General features: G+C 61.4%; 20 protein-coding genes. 15 read left to right on the plus strand and 5 right to left on the minus strand.

Annotated features, from left to right (window positions below):
* Positions 1-135 precede the first annotated feature (135 nt).
* A complete protein-coding gene (locus tag J5M57_RS00170; protein WP_064587873.1) occupies positions 136-1,872 on the plus strand; it encodes an IlvD/Edd family dehydratase in 1,737 nt (578 codons plus the stop codon).
* 252 nt (positions 1,873-2,124) lie between these two features.
* Positions 2,125-2,844, plus strand: coding sequence for a FadR/GntR family transcriptional regulator (locus tag J5M57_RS00175; RefSeq protein WP_064587874.1), 720 nt, complete (start codon positions 2,125-2,127; stop codon positions 2,842-2,844).
* 182 nt (positions 2,845-3,026) lie between these two features.
* Here the strand turns inward: J5M57_RS00175 and J5M57_RS00180 are convergent, their stop codons facing one another.
* Both J5M57_RS00180 and J5M57_RS00185 read right to left on the minus strand, forming a co-directional pair.
* Positions 3,027-5,411, minus strand: a complete 2,385-nt coding sequence (locus J5M57_RS00180; protein ID WP_064587875.1) for an RND family transporter — start codon at positions 5,409-5,411, stop codon at positions 3,027-3,029.
* Positions 5,408-6,451, minus strand: a complete 1,044-nt coding sequence (locus J5M57_RS00185) for a YCF48-related protein (protein WP_207849737.1) — start codon at positions 6,449-6,451, stop codon at positions 5,408-5,410. The genes J5M57_RS00180 and J5M57_RS00185 overlap by 4 nt, the downstream gene beginning before the upstream one ends.
* A gap of 438 nt (positions 6,452-6,889) precedes the next feature.
* Between J5M57_RS00185 and J5M57_RS00190 the strand changes: the two genes are divergently transcribed.
* The 7 genes from J5M57_RS00190 (at position 6,890) to J5M57_RS00220 (ending at position 12,218) form a co-directional block, all read left to right on the plus strand.
* A complete protein-coding gene (locus J5M57_RS00190) occupies positions 6,890-7,480 on the plus strand; it encodes an amino acid synthesis family protein (RefSeq protein WP_025111640.1) in 591 nt (196 codons plus the stop codon).
* Positions 7,481-7,511: 31 nt separating this feature from the next.
* Positions 7,512-8,345: an alpha/beta fold hydrolase gene (locus J5M57_RS00195; protein ID WP_207849738.1), complete on the plus strand. Its 834-nt coding sequence runs from the start codon at positions 7,512-7,514 to the stop codon at positions 8,343-8,345.
* Positions 8,342-9,823: an aldehyde dehydrogenase gene (locus tag J5M57_RS00200; protein WP_083368864.1), complete on the plus strand. Its 1,482-nt coding sequence runs from the start codon at positions 8,342-8,344 to the stop codon at positions 9,821-9,823. The genes J5M57_RS00195 and J5M57_RS00200 overlap by 4 nt, the downstream gene beginning before the upstream one ends.
* A gap of 12 nt (positions 9,824-9,835) precedes the next feature.
* On the plus strand, positions 9,836-10,321 hold the full coding sequence (locus tag J5M57_RS00205; RefSeq protein WP_064587879.1) for a flavin reductase family protein: 486 nt from the start codon (positions 9,836-9,838) through the stop codon (positions 10,319-10,321).
* A gap of 131 nt (positions 10,322-10,452) precedes the next feature.
* Complete coding sequence (locus J5M57_RS00210) at positions 10,453-10,842, plus strand: carboxymuconolactone decarboxylase family protein (protein WP_007968634.1); 390 nt, start codon at positions 10,453-10,455, stop codon at positions 10,840-10,842.
* A gap of 58 nt (positions 10,843-10,900) precedes the next feature.
* Positions 10,901-11,653: a GntR family transcriptional regulator gene (locus J5M57_RS00215; protein ID WP_007968636.1), complete on the plus strand. Its 753-nt coding sequence runs from the start codon at positions 10,901-10,903 to the stop codon at positions 11,651-11,653.
* 1 nt (position 11,654) lies between these two features.
* Complete coding sequence (locus J5M57_RS00220) at positions 11,655-12,218, plus strand: NUDIX hydrolase (RefSeq protein ID WP_207849739.1); 564 nt, start codon at positions 11,655-11,657, stop codon at positions 12,216-12,218.
* A 123-nt stretch (positions 12,219-12,341) separates the two neighbouring features.
* Here the strand turns inward: J5M57_RS00220 and J5M57_RS00225 are convergent, their stop codons facing one another.
* The gene (locus tag J5M57_RS00225; RefSeq protein ID WP_207849740.1) at positions 12,342-12,638 is read right to left on the minus strand and encodes a DUF1330 domain-containing protein; all 297 of its coding nucleotides are present in this window, start codon (positions 12,636-12,638) and stop codon (positions 12,342-12,344) included.
* A 69-nt stretch (positions 12,639-12,707) separates the two neighbouring features.
* Between J5M57_RS00225 and ribBA the strand changes: the two genes are divergently transcribed.
* The 5 genes from ribBA to J5M57_RS00250 all read left to right on the plus strand — a co-directional run bounded on the left by ribBA (position 12,708) and on the right by J5M57_RS00250 (position 18,101).
* Positions 12,708-13,817: a bifunctional 3,4-dihydroxy-2-butanone-4-phosphate synthase/GTP cyclohydrolase II gene (ribBA, locus tag J5M57_RS00230; RefSeq protein ID WP_207849741.1), complete on the plus strand. Its 1,110-nt coding sequence runs from the start codon at positions 12,708-12,710 to the stop codon at positions 13,815-13,817.
* 329 nt (positions 13,818-14,146) lie between these two features.
* On the plus strand, positions 14,147-15,172 hold the full coding sequence (locus tag J5M57_RS00235; protein WP_003225720.1) for an ABC transporter substrate-binding protein: 1,026 nt from the start codon (positions 14,147-14,149) through the stop codon (positions 15,170-15,172).
* On the plus strand, positions 15,169-16,113 hold the full coding sequence (locus J5M57_RS00240; protein WP_064587883.1) for an ABC transporter permease: 945 nt from the start codon (positions 15,169-15,171) through the stop codon (positions 16,111-16,113). Before J5M57_RS00235 ends, J5M57_RS00240 begins: the two co-directional genes overlap by 4 nt.
* Positions 16,114-16,119: 6 nt before the next feature.
* Complete coding sequence (locus J5M57_RS00245; protein WP_207849742.1) at positions 16,120-16,929, plus strand: ABC transporter permease; 810 nt, start codon at positions 16,120-16,122, stop codon at positions 16,927-16,929.
* A gap of 17 nt (positions 16,930-16,946) precedes the next feature.
* On the plus strand, positions 16,947-18,101 hold the full coding sequence (locus J5M57_RS00250; RefSeq protein ID WP_207849743.1) for an ABC transporter ATP-binding protein: 1,155 nt from the start codon (positions 16,947-16,949) through the stop codon (positions 18,099-18,101).
* A gap of 120 nt (positions 18,102-18,221) precedes the next feature.
* On the opposite strand, the gene map is transcribed toward J5M57_RS00250, so the two are convergent.
* Both map and J5M57_RS00260 read right to left on the minus strand, forming a co-directional pair.
* The gene (gene map, locus J5M57_RS00255) at positions 18,222-19,013 is read right to left on the minus strand and encodes a type I methionyl aminopeptidase (protein WP_207849744.1); all 792 of its coding nucleotides are present in this window, start codon (positions 19,011-19,013) and stop codon (positions 18,222-18,224) included.
* Entirely contained in the window at positions 19,010-19,237 is a 228-nt protein-coding gene (locus J5M57_RS00260) for a ParD-like family protein (protein WP_003225727.1), read from the minus strand. The genes map and J5M57_RS00260 overlap by 4 nt, the downstream gene beginning before the upstream one ends.
* Before the next feature lie 295 nt (positions 19,238-19,532).
* On the opposite strand from J5M57_RS00260, the gene J5M57_RS00265 reads away from it, so the two are divergent.
* The gene (locus J5M57_RS00265) at positions 19,533-20,468 is read left to right on the plus strand and encodes a Ppx/GppA family phosphatase (protein ID WP_207849745.1); all 936 of its coding nucleotides are present in this window, start codon (positions 19,533-19,535) and stop codon (positions 20,466-20,468) included.
* Positions 20,469-20,480 lie beyond the last annotated feature (12 nt).

The following is a 20,480-nucleotide window of genomic DNA, read 5'->3' on the forward strand; positions in this document are numbered from 1 at the left end:
CGCCAGGGCCAATCCCTCCGTCGAAAACGACTATATAGTAATACTAATTACCCAACAACACTTCCAAACCGTCGATTTTGAGCTTATGTTTAGCCGTAACTCGCAAACAATAGTCTTACAATAAGAGAATCGATCATGTCTGAGAAGAAACCCACCCTGCGCTCGGCCCAATGGTTTGGCACTGCCGACAAGAACGGCTTCATGTACCGCAGCTGGATGAAGAATCAGGGCATCGCCGACCACCAGTTTCACGGCAAGCCGATCATCGGCATCTGCAACACCTGGTCGGAACTGACCCCGTGCAACGCGCACTTCCGCCAAATCGCGGAGCACGTCAAACGCGGGGTGATCGAGGCTGGCGGGTTCCCGGTGGAATTCCCGGTGTTCTCCAACGGCGAATCGAACCTGCGCCCCACCGCCATGCTCACCCGCAACCTGGCGAGCATGGACGTCGAAGAGGCGATTCGCGGTAACCCGATTGACGGCGTGGTGCTGCTGACTGGTTGCGACAAAACCACCCCGGCGTTGCTGATGGGCGCGGCCAGTTGCGACGTGCCGGCCATCGTCGTAACCGGCGGGCCAATGCTCAACGGCAAGCACAAGGGCAAGGACATCGGCTCCGGCACCGTAGTCTGGCAGCTCAGCGAACAGGTCAAGGCCGGCACCATCACCATTGACGACTTCCTTGCGGCCGAAGGCGGCATGTCGCGTTCGGCGGGCACCTGCAACACCATGGGCACGGCGTCGACCATGGCCTGCATGGCCGAAGCGCTGGGCACCTCTTTGCCGCACAACGCGGCGATTCCGGCGGTGGATGCACGGCGTTATGTGTTGGCGCACATGTCCGGCATGCGCGCGGTGGAGATGGTGCGCGAAGACTTGCGCCTGTCGAAGATCCTGACCAAGGAAGCCTTTGAAAACGCCATTCGGGTCAACGCCGCCATTGGTGGTTCCACCAACGCGGTGATTCACCTGAAAGCCATCGCCGGACGCATCGGCGTCGAACTGGATCTGGACGACTGGACGCGCATCGGGCGCGGCATGCCGACCATCGTCGACCTGCAACCGTCCGGGCGTTTCCTGATGGAAGAGTTTTACTACGCCGGCGGTCTGCCGGCGGTGCTGCGCCGCCTCGGTGAGGCCAATCTGATCCCTAATCCGAATGCGCTGACCGTCAACGGCAAAACCCTGCGCGAGAACACCCAGGACGCGCCGATTTATGGCGAAGATGAGGTCATCCGCACCCTCGACAACCCAATCCGCGCCGACGGTGGCATCTGCGTATTGCGCGGCAACCTGGCGCCACTCGGTGCGGTGCTCAAGCCGTCCGCCGCGACCCCGGAACTGATGCAGCATCGTGGCCGTGCGGTGGTGTTCGAGAACTTCGACATGTACAAGGCGCGGATCAACGATCCGGAGCTGGATGTCGATAAAGATTCGATTCTGGTGATGAAGAACTGCGGGCCGAAGGGTTATCCAGGCATGGCCGAGGTGGGCAACATGGGGCTGCCGGCCAAGCTGTTGGCCCAGGGTGTGACCGACATGGTGCGCATTTCTGACGCGCGAATGAGTGGCACTGCGTATGGCACCGTGGTTTTGCACGTGGCCCCCGAAGCCGCGGCTGGCGGGCCGTTGGCGGTGGTGCAGGAAGGTGACTGGATCGAACTCGACTGCGCCAGCGGGCGCTTGCACCTGGATATTCCGGATGCGGAACTGGCGGCGCGCATGGCCGATCTGCAACCGCCGCAGCAGTTGCTGGTGGGTGGTTATCGTCAGCTGTACATCGACCATGTGCTGCAAGCGGATCAGGGTTGTGACTTTGACTTCCTGGTCGGTTGCCGAGGTGCGGAAGTCCCGCGCCATTCCCATTAACACCAACATCTTTCAGGCCTGAATCAACCACTGTGGCGAGGGAGCTTGCTCCCGCTCGGCTGCGCAGCAGTCGCAAATCAGCATGAGCGGTATCACTGGACAAGCGCATTCACCGGTTTGGGGGCCGCTCCGCAGCCCAGCGGGAGCAAGCTCCCTCGCCACAGGGTATTCGCAGATTTCAGGTCTGATGAAGGCGTGCCGTGCCTGCTATGATGCGCGGCATCTCCATCGCTCAGGATCGCGCCGTTCCCCATGGATTACCGCAAACCTTCCGACCGCAAAAGCATGCACTCGCGCATTGTCCAGGAACTGGGCATGCAGATCGTCTCCGGACGCTTTTTGCCCGACGACAAGCTGCCCGCCGAAGCGCTGTTGTGCGAGGAATACGCGGTCAGCCGGCCGGTGTTGCGCGAAGCCACGCGGGTGCTGGTGGCCAAGGGGCTGGTGTATTCCAGACCGCGGGTCGGCACGGTGGTCAAGGCGCGCCGTGAATGGCACATGCTTGATCCGGACGTGTTGCACTGGCTGATGCAAAGCAGCCCGCAGAATGAATTTTTCAATGTGCTGACCAGCGTGCGCAGCATCATCGAACCGGCCGCTGCCGCCCTCGCCGCCCAGCACGCGACCGAGGCCGACATCGCCGCCATTGGCGAAGCTTACCAGCGCATGGAAGCGGCACCGACGCCGGAAGCCTTGCTGCAACCGGACCTGGACTTCCACAGCCGCATCGCCGACGCGACGCACAATGATTTGCTGGCGAACCTTTGCAACATGCTCTCGGTGGCGATTGCCGAGGCGTTGAAGCATTCGAATCAGCGGCCGAACCTGCATGAGCTGGCGCTGCCACGGCACAAGGCGATTCTCACCGCAATCGAGAATCGTGATGCGCTCGGCGCTCGGCATGCGACGTTGGTGCAGCTGGATGATGCGCGCAGCGCGTTGAGTGCTGTGCTTGGTGCCGAACGCTCCTGACACACCACAATTCCCCTTGTAGGAGTGAGCCTGCTCGCGATAGCGGTCTATCAGGTAGAGAATCATTGACTGACACACCGCTATCGCGAGCAGGCTCACTCCTACAATGAATGGTGTGATTTTCACGGGATAAAAAAAGCCGCAACCCTGAGGTTGCGGCTTTGTCGTTTCAGGCCTCCGGATCAGTGGGAGAACAGCGAATTGCCCTTCTGCCCTGCCATTTTCTCCGGTTTGATCAGGAACTTCGCCAGGGCCGGCAGCAGCCACAGCGCACCGAACATGTTCCACAGCAGCATGAAGGTCAGCATCAGGCCCATGTCGGCCTGGAACTTGATCGCCGAGAAGATCCAGGTGCACACGCCGATGGCCAGGCACAGACCGGTGAACAGCACCGCTTTACCGGTGGATTTCAGGGTCTGGTAATAGGCTTCCTGCAACGGCAGCCCGGCCCGCAGGAAACTTTCCAGGCGGCTGTAGATGTAGATGCCGTAGTCCACGCCAATCCCCACGCCCAGCGCCACCACCGGCAGGGTCGCGACCTTGACGCCGATGCCCATGAACGCCATCAGTGCGTTGCCCAGCACCGAAGTCAGCACCAGCGGCAGGACGATGCACAGGGTCGCCGCCCACGAGCGGAAGGTGATCATGCACATCACCGCCACGCAGATGTACACCAGGATCAGAATGGTCAGTTCGGCCTGTTTGATCACCTCGTTGGTGGCCGCCTCAATCCCGGCGTTGCCGGCAGCGAGGATGAATTCCAGACCGTCCTTGTTGTTGGCCTTGGCGAATTCCTGCACCGCGTGCACGGCACGGTCGAGGGTTTCGGCCTTGTGGTCATTAAGGAAGATCAACACCGGCGCCAGCGAGCAGCTGTTGTTGTACAGGCCGTCGGCGCGGGCGATCGAGTTGTTCAGCACGTCCGGGTTACGCGAAAGGGTTTCCCATTTCAGGTTGCCCTCGTTCATGCCCTTGATCATCTGCTTGGACACGGTCACCAGCGAGATCGCCGACTGCACGCCCTCGGTGTTCTGCATCTTCCACATCAGCTCATCGATGGGCGCCATCGCTTCGTAGCGCGAGCAGCCTTCGGTGGCGGTCTTGACCATCACCACCAGCACATCGGAACTGGTGGAATAGTTGTTGATGATGAAGTTGTTGTCCTTGTTGTAGCGCGAGTCCGGACGCAGCTCTGGCGCGCCCTGGTCGAGGTCACCGATCTTCAGGTTCTGGCTGTACCAGAGGCCGCCGCCGAAAGCGACCAGCGCCAGGGCAATGGAAATCGGCGCGACTTTCGGGCTGGCGAAGTTCGACAGCAGGCGCCAGAACGGGTGTTCGCGATTCGCGTCCTTCTTGCTCTTGGCAATCGCACGCTTGCTGATGCCGACATAGGAAATCGCCACCGGCAGCAGAATCAGGTTGGTGAACACGATCACCGCCACGCCGATGGACGCGCCGATCGCCAGCTCGCGGATCACTCCGATGTCGATGATCAGCAGGGTGATGAAACCCACCGCATCCGCGAGAATCGCGATCATCCCCGGCAGGAACAGTTGCCGGAACGTGCGCCGCGCGGCGGTCAGGGCGTTGTCCGCCTCACTCGACTGCAGGGCGATGCCGTTGATCTTCTGCACGCCGTGGGAAATGCCGATGGCGAAGATCAAGAACGGCACCAGCATCGAATACGGATCCAGCCCGAAACCGAAGAAGTGCATCAGCCCCAGTTGCCAGACCACTGCCACCAGCGTGGTGCTCAACACCGCAATGGTGCTGCGCAGGCAGTTGGTGAACCACAGCAACAGGATCAGGGTGATGACGAACGCGATGCCGAAGAACATCACCACCATCACCAGACCGTCGATCAGGTCACCGACCTTCTTGGCGAAGCCGACGATATGGATCTTGACGTTGGGGTTCTGCGCTTCGAACTTGTTGCGGATCTTGTCTTCCAGTTCATGGGAGAACTGGCGATAGTCCAGCGCCAGCAGCTTGCCCTGGTCCTGCGGGTCCGGGTAGGACTCCAGCAGCGGAATGTCGACGATGCTCGACTTGAAGTCGTTGGACACCAGCCGCCCGACCTGCCCCGACTTGAGGACGTTATTGCGCAGCATGTCGAGGCTGTCTGGCGAGCCGTCGTAGCTCTGCGGAATCACTTCACCGCCAGCAAAGCCTTCTTCGGTCACTTCGGTCCAGCGCACGCTTGGACTCCACAGCGATTTCAGGCCCGAGCGGTCGACGCCGGAGATGTAGAACACCTCGTCGTTGATCTGGCGCAGGGTCTCCATGTATTCCTTGGAGAAGATGTCGCCGTCTTTGGCTTCCACCGAAATCCGTACAGTGTTGCCCAGGTTCGCCAGATCGTTGCGGTGCTCCATCATCTTCTCGATGAACGGATGCTTGAGCGGGATCATTTTTTCGAAACTGGTGGACGGCCGGATCAGCGTCGCCTGCCAGAACAGAAAAATACTCACCACCAGGCAGATCAGGATCACGGCCGGGCGGTTGTTGAAAATCAGACGTTCGAGAAGCGTCGCTTTTTCCTGCTGAGGAGTGATCAAGGAAGTCATAGCCCCGCCTTCTTGTTATTGATTTCGGCGCCGTTGGGCTGCGTGGTGTGAACGCCACCCTGCCCGGTCAGAATCAGATTGCCGTCGCCCGCCGCCGTCACCGAGGACAGCGAAATGCGGTCCGGGCGGTTGAAGACGCTGAAGGTTTCGCCGTTGTCGCTGCTGCTGATCACCGAGCCGCCGTTGCCGACGATCACGATCGAGCCGTCCGCGAGCAGCGTGGCGCCGGACAGACCGAACTCCAGCGCACCGCGCGCCGCTTTGAGTTCGACCTGTTGCCAGGTGCTGCCGAAGTCGGTGGAGCGATAGAGGTTGCCGCGCAGGCCGTAGGCCAACAGGGTTTGCGCCTGGGCGGTGCCGATCACGCCGAACAGCGAGCCTTGATACGGGCCCTGGAGTTTTTCCCAGGTCAGGCCCCAGTCGGGAGAGCGGAACATGCTGCCCTGTTCGCCGACGATGAACAGCCCGGCGTCCTTGACCGCCGCGATGGCGTTGAGGTGGAACTGGTCCTGGTTGTCGAGGCTGTCGCTGACGTCCTGCCAGCTCTTGCCGCCATCGGTGGTTTCCAGCAGAGCCCCGTAAGCACCCACGGCGATGCCGTGATTGACGTCCTGGAACCAGACGTCGAGCAGCGGCGCTTCGCGCTTGAGGTCTTCGAATTGTTTGCTCCAGGTCAGGCCGCCGTCTTCGCTGGCGAGGATCTGTGCGTCGTGGCCCACGGCCCAGCCGTGCTTGTCATCGACAAAGTACACCGCCGTCAGCAGTTGCCGGGTCGGCACCTTGGCCTGGGTCCAGGTCTTGCCCTGGTCGTCGGAATAGAGAATGTGCCCGCGATCACCGACCGCCACCAACCGGGTGCCGGCGTGGACGACATCGAGTATCAGGCTTTTTGCGGCTTTGGCCGATTCGGTGGAATACACCCCGGCGGCTGGCGCTTCGGCGGCCAGCGCGGGTGCCGACAAGGCAACACAGCCCAGCAAAGTGAGTGCTGTGGCCAGCAACGCGGTGTTGCGTAACGCCGGCGGGCGGCAACGACTCATAGACCTTCCCCTATTTATTATTGTTAGGCCATTCGGCCTTAGGGCGCCGCAAGGGTGCTCGTGGTGACTGATGGGTCACAAGCATAGCCGTGAAACCCGCAGTCCAGAGCGCCTTGGGAAGCTGGCTCATCCTATCGGGCTTTGGAAACGTCTGACAATCGGCGCCACGTTATCTTTTGTTAACCAAATCGGCAGGTGATTTCACCTGTAGGAGTGAGCCTGCTCGCGATAGCGGTGGATCAGGTTAGAAATTCCCGACTGACACACCGCTATCGCGAGCAGGCTCACTCCTACAGGGGTTGGTGGTGGTTGTCGGATTTGAATACATGACCATTCGCCGGAGTGATGCGGCAAAAGTTATCGGGGGGACTTGCACGATCGGTATTATGGTATACCATCAGACGCACAGACACTCTCAATCCCCCTACGGAGCAGCTCATGAGTTTCGAAATTCGCAAGATCGTCAGCTATGTCGAAGAAACCTTCATTGAAGGCGGCAAGGCCACTGACAAGCCAGTGACCATGGTCGGTCTGGCCGTGGTGATGAAGAACCCTTGGGTGGGCAACGGCTTCGTTGAGGATCTGAAACCGCAGATCCGCGCCAACTGCTCCGACCTCGGCGCGATGATGGTCGAGCGTCTGGTGGGCATCATCGGCGGCGCCGAGAAGATCGAGGCCTACGGCAAGGCTGCAGTGGTCGGTGCCGACGGCGAGATCGAACACGCCTCGGCGGTGATCCACACCCTGCGCTTCGGCAATCACTACCGCGAAGCGGTCAAGGCCAAGAGCTACCTGAGCTTCACCAACAAGCGCGGTGGTCCGGGCACGTCGATCCAGATTCCGATGATGCACAAGGACGACGAAGGGCAGCGTTCGCACTACATCACCTTGGAAATGCAGATCGAAGACGCGCCGCGTGCCGACGAAATCGTCGTGGTGCTCGGTTGCGCCGACGGTGGTCGCCTGCACCCGCGCATCGGCAACCGTTACATCGATCTGGAAGAACTGGCCGCCGAAAAAGCCCAGTAATCACAATAAAAAGGCATTGCAGGAGCGCTCCATGATTCGGCTCACCGCTGAACTCACCCCGGCTGGCACCAGTTACCTGGCGACCGGCCAAGGCCAGCCCGTGGTCTTGATCCACGGCGTGGGCCTGAACAAAGAAATGTGGGGTGGCCAGATCGTTGGCCTCGCCGGCCAGTATCGGGTGATCGCCTACGACATGCTCGGCCACGGCGCCAGCCCGCGACCGGCCAGCGGCACCGCGCTGCTCGGGTACGCCGATCAGTTGCTGGAGCTGCTCGACCACCTGAACCTGCCCCAGGCCGCGGTGATCGGCTTCTCCATGGGCGGGCTGGTGGCGCGGGCGTTTGCCCTGCACTACCCCGAGCGCCTGCAAAGTCTGGTGGTGCTCAACAGCGTATTCAACCGCAGCGAAGAACAGCGTGCCGGCGTCATCGCCCGCACCACGCAGGCGGCCGAACACGGCCCGGATGCCAACGCCGAAGCGGCGCTGTCACGCTGGTTCAGCCGTGAATATCAGGCGGCCAACCCGGCGCAGATCGCTGCGATTCGCCAGACCCTGGCCGGCAATGACCCGCAGGGTTACCTGACCACTTACGAATTGTTTGCCACCCAGGACATGTACCGCGCCGACGACCTCGGCAGCATTCAGGCGCCGACGCTGATCGCTACCGGCGAACTCGACCCCGGTTCAACCCCGGAAATGGCCGAGCAACTGGCCCGGCGCATCCCGGGGGCGAAGGTTGCGGTGCTGCCCGAGCAACGGCATATGATGCCGGTAGAGTCGCCGCGTCTGGTCAACCAGACGCTGCTGGAATTCCTCGAATACGCACACTCCCGACAAAACCATATAAAGGGGATCGTTGCATGACACTCGCACGCTTCCAGATGTGCATCGGCGGAGAATGGGTCGACGCCCTCTCCGGCAAGACCTTCGAAAGCCTCAACCCGGCTTGCGCGCAGGCCTGGGCCGAACTGCCTGACGCCGATGAAGCCGACGTCGAACGCGCGGTGCAAGCGGCGCAGACCGCTTTCGACAGCCCGGCCTGGCGCGGCCTGACCGCCACCGCACGCGGCAAACTGCTGCGCCGTCTGGGTGACCTAATCGCGGAAAACAAGGAACAACTGGCGCAGCTGGAAAGCCGCGATAACGGCAAGCTGATCCGTGAAACCCGGGGTCAGGTCGGTTATCTGCCGGAGTTCTTCCACTACACCGCAGGCCTGGCCGACAAGCTCGAAGGCGGCACCCTGCCGCTGGACAAGCCCGACCTGTTTGCCTACACCGTGCACGAAGCGATGGGTGTGGTCGCCGCGATCATTCCTTGGAACAGCCCGCTTTATCTGACCGCGATCAAACTGGCGCCGGCCCTCGCCGCTGGCAACACCATTGTGATCAAGCCGTCCGAGCACGCTTCGGCGACCATTCTTGAGCTGGCACGTCTGGCCCTCGAAGCCGGGATTCCGCCGGGCGTGGTCAACGTCGTCACCGGTTATGGCCCGAGCACCGGCGCCGCCCTCACCCGCCATCCGCTGATCCGCAAGATCGCCTTCACCGGCGGCGCGGCCACGGCCCGGCATGTGGTGCGCAGCAGTGCCGAGAACTTCGCCAAGCTGTCGCTGGAATTGGGCGGCAAGTCGCCGAACATCATCTTCGCCGACGCCGATCTGGACAGCGCGATCAACGGCGCGATTGCCGGGATCTACGCGGCTTCCGGTCAGAGTTGCGTGTCGGGTTCGCGCCTGTTGGTGCAGGACGAAATCTACGACGAGTTCGTCAATCGACTGGTCGAGCGCGCCCAGCGCATCCGCATCGGCAACCCGCAGGAAGACCACAGCGAAATGGGCCCGATGGCCACCGCGCAGCAACTGGCAGTGGTCGAAGGTCTTGTGGCTGATGCCATCGCAGAAGGTGCGCGTTTGCGTACCGGCGGCAAGCGCCCGGCAGATCTTGGCGACGGCTGGTTCTACGAGCCGACGCTATTCGAGTGCGACCGCAACTCGATGAAGATCATGCAGGAAGAAGTCTTCGGCCCGGTGGCTTCGGTGATTCGCTTCAAAGATGAAGCTGAGGCGCTGGCGATTGCCAACGACTCGCAGTTCGGCCTCGCCGCCGGCATCTGGACCCGCGATCTGGGCCGCGCCCATCGCCTGGCGCGCGATGTGCGCTCGGGGATCATCTGGGTCAACACCTACCGCGCGGTGTCGGCGATGGCGCCGATCGGCGGCTTCAAGAACAGTGGCTATGGACGCGAAAGCGGCATCGATTCGGTGCTGGCCTACACCGAACTGAAAACGGTGTGGATCAATCTCTCTCAGGCCCCCATGCCTGATCCGTTTGTGATGCGCTAGGAGTCCTGCGACATGATCGAACCCGGCATTTACAAAGATGTGATGAGCTCGTTTCCGTCTGGCGTCACGGTGGTCACCACCCTCGACCCGGACGGCGGCATCGTCGGCATCACCGCCAGCGCTTTCAGCGCGCTGTCGATTGACCCGGCACTGGTGCTGTTCTGCCCCAACTACGCCTCCGACACCTACCCGGTGCTGCGCGACAGCAAGAAGTTCGCGATCCACTTGCTGTCCGCCGACCAGACGGCTGAGGCCTACGCCTTCGCCGGTAAAGGCAAGGACAAGGCCAAAGACATCGAGTGGCATTTGAGCGAACTCGGCAACCCGATCCTCGCCAAGGCCACGGCGATCATCGAGTGCGAGTTGTGGCGGGAATACGACGGCGGTGATCACGCGATCATTGTTGGCGCGGTGAAGCACCTGATCCTGCCCGAACAGCCAGTGACGCCGATGATTTATCACAAGGGCAAGTTGGGGCCGTTGCCGACATTGACCTGATGGATACACACAATCCCCTGTAGGAGCTGCCGCAGGCTGCGATCTTTTGTCTTTGATTCTCAAGAGCAAGATCAAAAGATCGCAGCCTTCGGCAGCTCCTACACAAGAGATCGGTGGTGACTGGAGGATTCATGAGTAACGAAAAGTACGAAAAAGGCCTGAAAATCCGCACCCAGGTGCTGGGCGAAGCCTACGTGCAACGTTCCATAGAGAACGCCGACGACTTCACCCGTCCGCTGCAGGAAATGGTCACTGAATACTGCTGGGGCCATGTCTGGGGGCGTGAGGGTTTGTCGCTCAAGGAGCGCAGCATGATCAACCTGGCAATGATCTCGGCGCTCAACCGTCCGCATGAACTCAAGCTGCATGTGCGCGGCGCCTTGCGTAACGGCCTGAGTCGTGAGCAAATACGCGAAATTCTGCTTCAGGTCGGTATTTATTGCGGCGTCCCGGCAGCCGTGGACAGTTTCCGGCTCGCCCGTGAAGCCTTCGCCGAAGCCGACGCCGAGGCCTCCAGTTAACCCCTCGGCTGTTTTGATGCCCGTCTGGCATGGACAGCCACAGTAAAGAGCGGACCCCATGAAACGCCAGCCACTCGACGACAGCTTCAAGGTCAATCGCAACCCCGTTACCCTGCGCGAAATCGTGCTGGATAAACTGCGTAGCGCGATCATGAATTTCCAGCTCATGCCAGGGGATCGTCTGGTCGAGCGCGATCTGTGCGATCGCCTGGGTGTCAGCCGTACGTCGGTGCGCGAAGCCTTGCGTCACCTCGAATCCGAAGGCCTGGTCGAGTTCGCCGACGCCAAGGGCCCACGCGTGGCGATCATCACCCTCGCCGACGCGGTCGACATCTATGAGCTGCGTTGCGTGCTCGAAGGCCTGATCGTCCAGTTGTTCACCCTGCGCGCCAAGGCCAAGGACATCAAGGCCCTGGAAAAAGCCCTCGACGAGAACCGCAAGGCCCTCAAGGACGGCGAACTGCAACAGGTGATCGACTCGGTGCAGGGCTTCTACGACGTGTTGCTTGAAGGCTCGGGCAACCATGTGGCGGCCACGCAACTGCGCCAGCTGCAGGCGCGCATCAGCTATCTGCGCGCGACCTCGGTGTCCCAGGAAAACCGTCGCGGCGCGAGTAACCACGAAATGGAAAAAATGGTCGAGGCGATCAAGAGCGGTGATCCGCTGGCGGCGCATCAGGCTTGTGTCGACCACGTGCGCGCCGCAGCCGCCGTGGCCCTCGATTACCTCAAGCGCAAACAGGAAGAGACCGGCGCCACGCCGAACATCACCCTGCCCATCGCGCTGAAAGAACCGCGCATAGGTCACTGACATGTTCAGCCCGAGCTTTTGCCCGAAATGCGGCGGCCCTGACCTCGGTCAGCAGGTGCCGCCGGGCGATACGCACGAGCGCCTGATGTGCCGCAGCTGCGGCTACATCCACTACGTCAATCCGAAGATCATCGCCGGCTGCATCATCGAGCAGGACGGCAAATACCTCTTGTGCCAACGGGCGATCCCACCGCGCCCGGGCACCTGGACGCTGCCGGCCGGCTTCATGGAAAGCGGCGAGACCACCGAGCAGGCGGCGCTGCGCGAAGTCTGGGAAGAAAGCGGCGTGCGTGCGGAAATCGTCTCGCCGTACTCGATTTTCAGCGTGCCGCAGATCAGCGAGGTGTACATCATCTTCCGCGCCATCGCGCTGGAGATCACCGGGCAATATGGCCCCGAGACCCTGGACTACAAGTTCTTCGCCCCTGAAGACATCCCGTGGGAGCAGATCTACTACCCGGCGATCCGGCAGATCCTCGAGCGTTATATCGAGGAGCGTCAGGCCGGGGTGTATGGGATTTACATGGGCAATGATGACAGCGGGAAGATCCACTTTATCCGCTGACAACGTTTCGCTTTTTGTAGGAGTGAGCCTGCTCGCGATAGCAGTGTGTCAGTCAACATCGTTATCAACTGGCAGACCGCTATCGCGAGCAGGCTCACTCCTACAAGTGTTTTGCGGTGAGCCTTAGAGCGGGGCGATGCCCTCGACGATGATGATTTCCGCCCTCGCCCATTCCTCACGATACCGTTTCGCCTCCTGATACGCCGCCGAGTGGTAGCACGCCAGCGCCTGCTCGTAGCTCTCGAACTCGATCACCACGCTACGCTGAGGTGTAGCCCTGCCCTCCAGCGCCTCGCTGCGCCCGCCTCTGGCCAGAAACTTTGCGCCGAACTCGGCGAACGCCTTCGGCGCGCGCTGGGTGTATTGGCTGTAGTGCTCGGCATCCGCGACATCCACGTGGGCAATCCAGTACGCCTTCATAGTGACCTCTTTGTTGATTTTGTATTATGGTATACCAATATTATTTCCAATAAACCCTGAGAGTCCAGCATGGCCTTCAACAGCATCGAAGAAATCATCGAAGATTATCGCCTCGGCAAAATGGTCCTGCTGGTCGATGACGAAGATCGGGAAAACGAAGGCGACCTGCTGCTGGCCGCCGACTGCTGCACGCCCGAGGCGATCAGCTTCATGGCCCGTGAGGCGCGTGGGCTGATCTGCCTGACGCTGACCGATGAACACTGCCAACTCCTGGGCCTGGAACAGATGGTGCCGAGCAATGGCAGCGTGTTCAGCACCGCGTTCACCGTGTCGATCGAAGCGGCCGTCGGCGTGACCACCGGCATCTCTGCCGCTGACCGCGCGCGTACGGTCGCGGCCGCCGTGGCCAAAGACGCCCGCGCCGAAGACCTGGTGCAGCCCGGCCATATCTTCCCGCTGCGCGCCAAGGAAGGCGGCGTGCTGACCCGCGCCGGCCACACCGAAGCCGGTTGCGACCTGGCACGCCTCGCCGGCTTCACCCCGGCCTCGGTGATCGTCGAGGTGATGAACGACGACGGCACCATGGCCCGCCGTCCGGATCTTGAAGTGTTCGCGCGCAAGCACGGGATCAAGATCGGCACCATCGCCGACCTGATCCACTATCGCCTGAGCACCGAGCACACCATCGAACGCATTGGCGAACGTGAACTGCCGACGGTGCACGGCACGTTCCGCTTGATCACCTTTGAGGACCGCATCGAGGGCGGTGTGCACATGGCGATGGTCATGGGCGATCTGCGCCGCGAAGCACCGACGCTGGTGCGCGTGCATGTGATCGATCCGCTGCGCGATCTGGTCGGCGCCGAGTACAGCGGGCCGAGCAACTGGACGCTGTGGGCAGCACTGCAGCGGGTCGCGGCTGAGGGTCATGGGGTGGTGGTGGTGCTGGCTAATCACGAGTCATCGCAGGCGTTGCTGGAACGCGTGCCGCAACTGACCCAGCCGCCGCGGCAGTTCAGTCGCTCGCAATCGCGGATCTATTCGGAGGTGGGCACCGGGGCGCAGATTCTGCAGAACCTGGGGGTGGGCAAGCTGCGGCATCTTGGGCCGCCGCTGAAGTATGCGGGGTTGACCGGGTATGACCTGGAAGTGGTCGAGAGCATTCCCTTCACCGAATAACGCTCAGTTATCGAAGATCCCCCGTGGCGAGGGAGCTTGCTCCCGCTGGACTGCGCAGCAGGCCCAAGCTTTTTAGAGAAACGAGGGCCGCTTCGCAACCCGGCGGGAGCAAGCTCCCTCGCCACAATTTCTCATTTATCGAACATCCTTTAGCGGTCAAAAAACAGATTCGCCAGATAACCGGTAAGGCAAAGTGCTTGCACAAAGTTTGGAATACCATAATATGATATTCCATAGACCGGACGACCTGAAAAACCGTCCAGCTACTGCTCCCGACAGGCGGGCAACAACGCAAGCCCGCTCAAAAACACAACAATGAGGGCGTAAAAATGGTGTTGAACAAAGCTGCAACCGCAATCCTTTTTGCGGGACTGCTGAGCGTGACCGGCCAGGCTGCAATGGCCGCCGAAAGCGTGAACTTCGTCAGCTGGGGCGGTAGCACCCAGGATGCACAGAAACAGGCCTGGGCCGATCCGTTCAGCAAGGCCAGCGGCATCACCGTGGTGCAGGACGGCCCGACCGACTACGGCAAACTCAAGGCCATGGTCGAAAGCGGCAACGTGCAGTGGGACGTGGTCGATGTCGAAGCCGACTTCGCCTTGCGCGCCGCGGCTGAAGGCCTGCTCGAACCCCTCGATTTCAAAGTCATCCAGCGCGACAAGATCGACCCACGCTTCGTCAGCGACTACGGCGTCGGCTCATTCTTCTTCTCCTTCGTCCTCGGCTACAACGAGGGCAAGCTCGGCGCTGCCAAGCCGCAAGACTGGACGGCACTGTTCGACACCAAGACCTACCCCGGCAAACGCGCCCTGTACAAATGGCCAAGCCCCGGCGTGCTCGAACTGGCGCTGCTGGCCGACGGCGTGCCTGCCGACAAGCTCTATCCGCTGGACCTCGATCGCGCCTTCAAGAAACTCGACACCATCAAGAAAGACATCGTCTGGTGGGGCGGCGGTGCGCAGTCGCAGCAACTGCTGGCCTCTGGTGAAGCGAGCATGGGCCAGTTCTGGAACGGCCGCATTCACGCCCTGCAGGAAGACGGCGCGCCGGTGGGCGTGAGCTGGAAGCAGAACCTGGTCATGGCCGACATTCTGGTGATCCCGAAAGGTTCGAAAAACAAGGACGCGGCGATGAAGTTTCTGGCCAACGCCAGCAGTGCCAAAGGCCAGGCCGACTTCTCCAACCTGACCGCCTACGCCCCGGTCAACGTCGACAGCGTGGCGCGCCTGGACTCGGTGCTGGCCCCGAACCTGCCGACTGCCTACGCTAAGGATCAGATCACTCTTGATTTCGCGTACTGGGCCAAGAACGGTCAAGCCATCGCGACACGGTGGAACGAATGGCTGGTCAAATGAAAATGGCGGCCACTGCGTCCCGTCCCTCCACTGCCACCGGGAGCGCCGCGAGCGCTGCCGGCCCGGCTCTCGGCAAGGCCAGTGCAATGGCGCAAGCCCCGTCCTTCAAACAACGTTGGCGTGGCGCCGGCAACCTGCTGCCGGCGCTGCTGTTCCTCGGCCTGTTCTTTCTGGCGCCGTTGATTGGCCTGCTGTTGCGCGGCGTGCTGGAACCTGTGCCTGGCCTTGGCAACTATGAACAACTGTTCGCCAACTCGGCGTATGCGCGAGTGCTGCTCAACACCTTCTCGGTGGCCGGGCTGGTGACGGTGTTCAGCCTGCTGCTGGGCTTTCCGCTGGCGTGGGCGATTACCTTGGTCCCGCGCGGCTGGGGTCGCTGGATTCTCAACATCGTGCTGCTGTCGATGTGGACCAGCCTGCTCGCCCGTACCTATTCGTGGCTGGTGCTGCTGCAAGCCTCGGGGGTGATCAACAAGGCCTTGATGGCGCTGGGCATCATCGATCAGCCGCTGGAAATGGTGCACAACCTGACCGGCGTGGTGATTGGCATGAGCTACATCATGATCCCGTTCATCGTCCTGCCGTTGCAGGCGACCATGCAGGCCATCGACCCGATGATCCTGCAGGCCGGCTCGATTTGCGGCGCCAGCCCGTGGACCAACTTCTTCCGGGTGTTCCTGCCGCTGTGCCGGCCGGGTCTGGCATCCGGCGGGTTGATGGTGTTCGTGATGTCGCTCGGTTACTACGTTACCCCGGCGCTGCTCGGTGGGGCGCAGAACATGATGCTGCCGGAGTTCATCATTCAGCAGGTGCAATCGTTCCTCAACTGGGGCCTGGCCAGTGCCGGCGCCGCGTTGCTGATCGCCATCACCCTGGTGCTGTTCTACTTCTACCTGAAGCTTCAACCGGACTCCCCGGTTGGCGCCAGTAACGCGAGGTAAGCCGAGATGCTCCTGACTCCCAATGCCATGAGCCGGCGGATGCGCTTCGGCCTCTACGCCACCACCGGGCTGATCGGTCTGTTCCTGCTGTTGCCGATCGTGTTCATCGTCCTGCTGTCGTTCGGTTCGTCGCAATGGCTGGTGTTCCCGCCGCCGGGCTGGACGCTGAAATGGTACGGCCAGTTTTTCTCCAATCCCGACTGGATGAACGCTGCTGCGGCCAGCCTCAAGGTTGCCGTGCTGACCACGATCTGCGCCGTGGCCCTGGGCCTGCCGACCGCGTTCGCGCTGGTGCGCGGACGTTTTCCCGGGCGGGAAATGCTCTACGGCCTGTTCACCCTGCCGATGATCGTGCCGCTGGTGATCATCGCCGTGGCGGTGTACGCGCTGTTTCTCAGGCTTGGCTACACCGGGACGATGTTTGCGTTCGTGGTCAGCCATGTGATCGTCGCATTGCCGTTCACCATCATCTCGATCATCAACTCGCTGAAGCTGTTCGATCAGTCGATTGAAGACGCGGCAGTGATCTGCGGTGCCTCGCGCCTGCAAGCGGTGTTCAAGGTGACCTTCCCGGCGATCCGTCCGGGCATGGTCGCCGGCGCCCTCTTCGCCTTTCTGGTTTCGTGGGACGAAGTGGTGCTCAGCGTGATGATGGCCAGCCCGACCCTGCAAACCCTTCCCGTAAAAATGTGGACCACCCTGCGCCAGGACCTGACCCCGGTGATCGCCGTCGCTTCGACGCTGCTGATCGGCCTGTCGGTGTTGGTCATGGTGATCGCCGCCGCACTGCGCCGGCGCAACGAAATCAGCGCCTGAGCGCCCAGGAGTACGACATGAGTGCCGTGATCAAAGACGCATCCCAGCAGAACGACAAACCCCTGGTCAGCCTGCGCAACCTGAACAAGCATTACGGCGACTTTGCCGCCGTCGACAACATCTCGCTGGACATCAAGGACGGCGAGTTCCTGACCTTCCTCGGCTCCAGCGGCTCGGGCAAAAGCACCACGCTGTCGATGCTCGCCGGGTTCGAAACGCCGAGCAGCGGCGAGATCCTGGTTAACGGCCAGTCACTGGTCAACGTGCCGCCGCACAAGCGCGACATCGGCATGGTGTTCCAGCGCTACTCGCTGTTCCCGCATCTGTCGGTGCGCGACAACATCGCCTTCCCGCTGGCGATCCGCAAACTCGCCGCCGCCGAACGTGACAAGCGTGTCGACGCGATGCTGAAACTGGTGCAGCTCGAACCGTTCGCCCATCGCCGCCCTTCGCAACTCTCTGGTGGCCAACAGCAACGGGTCGCCATTGCCCGGGCGCTGGTCTACGAGCCGCGCATTCTGCTGATGGACGAACCGCTGGGTGCGCTGGATAAAAAACTGCGTGAAGACTTGCAGGATGAACTGCGCCAGCTGCATCGGCGCCTGGGCATTACCATCGTCTACGTGACCCACGACCAGGAAGAAGCCATGCGTTTGTCACAACGCATCGCGATTTTCAGTCACGGCAAGATTGTCGGCCTGGGCAGCGGATATGACCTGTACCAGAACCCGCCGAATGCGTTTGTCGCGTCGTTCCTCGGCAACTCGAACTTCCTCAAAATCAAGGCCCAGAGCAACGCGGCGGCGAGTTTCGAGGGGCAGTCGCTGTCGATTCGACTGACCGCCGGGTTGCACACCGATCAGGATGTGCTGCTGATGGTGCGCCCGGAAAAAGCCTTGGCGCTCAGCGCGCAGCAGGCGACCGATGAGCCGTTGGCGGCGGGTTGGAATGAGGTTTCGGCGCAGGTCGTGGAAGTGCTGTTTCTCGGTGAGAGCCAGACTTGCAGCGTGGTCACCTCGGGTGGGACGTCGATGACGGTGAAGGCGCTGTCGGCGGCGGGCATGCCGCTCAAGGCCGGGGATTCGGTGCGGGTGCGCTGGGCTACGGCGGATGCTTGCGTGTATACCGAGTGGACCGACAGCGACCTCAACAAAGCGGCCGGTTCTCATTAAAAACGCCCAATGTAGGAGTTGCCGAAGGCTGCGATCTTTTGACTTTGTTTTTTAAGATCAAAAGATCGCAGCCTTCGGCAGCTCCTACATGAGATTGCATTTCAATTGTGGGAGCGGTGCTCAGACGATCGGGGTGAACCCTTCAATTTCATCCGGCCACGCCGTCAGAATCTCAAACCCCGTCTCTGTCACCGCCACCATGTGCTCCCACTGCGCCGACAACGAGCCATCCTTGGTCAGCACAGTCCAGCCGTCAGGCATGTTCTTCACATGGCGCTTGCCGGCATTGAGCATCGGTTCAACGGTGAAGATCATCCCCGCCTTGAGCTTCATGCCCTGATTCGGAAAACCGTAATGCAAAATCTGCGGTTCATCGTGGTAGACCTTGCCGATGCCATGCCCGCAGTACTCGCGCACCACGCTGAAGCCTTCCTTCTCCGCCAGGCTCTGGATCGCATGGCCGATATCGCCCAAGGTCGCGCCCGGCTTTACCATCCGAATACCCGCGCACATCGCCTCGTAAGTGGTCTTGATCAGATGCTGCGCCTCAGGCGTTGCCTCACCGACCACGTACATGCGGCTGGTATCGCCGAACCAGCCGTCCTTGATCACCGCGATGTCGAGGTTGAGGATGTCGCCGTCTTTCAGTGGTGTGCCCGAGGGAATGCCGTGGCACACCACGTCGTTGACCGAGGCGCAGACGGTTTTCGGGAAGCCGTGGTAACCGACGTTGGCCGGAATAGCTTTCTGCACGTTGACGATGTAGTCGTTGCACAACCGATCCAGCTCATCGGTGGTCACGCCGGCCTTGACGTGCGGCACCAGCATCGCCAGCACTTCAGCGGCGAGTTTGCCGGCAGCGCGCGACTGGGCGATCTCGGCGGGGGTGTTGATCTTGATCTGGTTTCTCATGCGCTGACGGCTTCCTGAGTCAGTTGATGCAGATCCAGCCCGCCGTTCTGTTCGGCGCGGATCAGCAAGCGGCAAATGGCGCTGTGGTCGAGGTTGGGGTGCAGTTCAGCGAGCATGCCGATGCGCATCCAGTGCTCGGCCTGCGCGTTGATCGAGCGGCTGAGTGCATTGCTGGAGATGCGCAGGTTCTCGTGCATGTCCTCTGAAATCTTTACGATGCCCATATGCGAATCCGATACGAAATGTATATGGACCGTATATTAGCCAAGCGACGCCCACGATTGCAAACCTTGCGCACGAATTGCCAAATCGCAGGCAAAAAAAAGCTGCCAAAAGAGGCAGCAAAAACTTTAAGAACACGCGATGTATTGGGCTCAGCATAGTCGCCGGATAATGACAGTGTCATGACAGCTGCACATTCATTGAACCGCCCCTGCCCCGTCATCAGGGTGTCATCAAGTCAGCGGCAGAATCCTCGCAAACCGTCTTGAGCCTTCGACGGATGCGTTAAGGATTGCCATGAAAGAAGACGCCTCGCTGTTTGCCGCCATCGATCTGGGTTCGAATGCGTTTCGCATGATGATCGGCCAGTCGGTTCGCAGCCGAAGGGGCTTCATGATTCAGGAGGTCAAAACCCTGCGTGAACCGGTGCGGCTGGCCGAGGGCTTGGACGGTGGCGCGCTGGATACGATGGCCCTGGATCGCGGCTGGCAGGCGCTGGCACGCTTTGGTAAAAAACTGCGCGGGTTTGAAGCCGGTCGGGTTCGTGCGGTGGCGACCAGCGCCGTGCGCGAGGCCGACAATGCGCAGTTGTTTCTCGCTGGGGCGGAGCGGCATCTGGGCTTTCCGATTGACGTCATTTGCGGCCATGAAGAGGCGCGCCTGGTGTACGCCGGCGTCGCCCACACCCTGCCAAGCGCCGAAGACCTGCGACTGGTGGTCGACATCGGCGGCGGCTCCACCGAGCTGATTCTCGGCCAGGGCGCGCAACCGCTGCTCACCGAAAGCATCGCCATCGGTAGCGGCACCCTGGGCGCACGCTATTTCCCCGACGGGCGCATCGCTCCCGGTGCGCTGCAGGAAGCCGAGCGTGTCGCCATCCTGCAATTCGAAAAAGTCGCCCGCCGCTACCGCGCGCAGGGCTGGCAGCAGACCATTGGCTCGTCAGGCACCGCGCGGATGCTGGCGAAAGTGCTCAAGGCCAACCGTTTGAACGACTTCGGTCAGGACGGCATTACCTATGGCGGACTGTTGCGCCTGTCGCTCCTGCTGCTGAAAGTGAAGAACGTTCAGCAGTTGAAGCTGGCCGGCTTGCAGCCGCATCGCCAGAGCATCCTCCCGGGCGGGCTGGTGCTGATGCTGGCGGCGTTCAAGGTGTTCGGCATTTCGCAGATGGCGCCGTCGGAACCGGGGCTGCGCCTGGGTGTGTTGCACGGTTTGATGAGCCGTCACTGAGCCCCTGCAAAA

The organism is Pseudomonas sp. 86_A, assembly GCF_017491705.1.
Classification (GTDB): Bacteria; Pseudomonadota; Gammaproteobacteria; order Pseudomonadales; family Pseudomonadaceae; genus Aquipseudomonas; species Aquipseudomonas koreensis.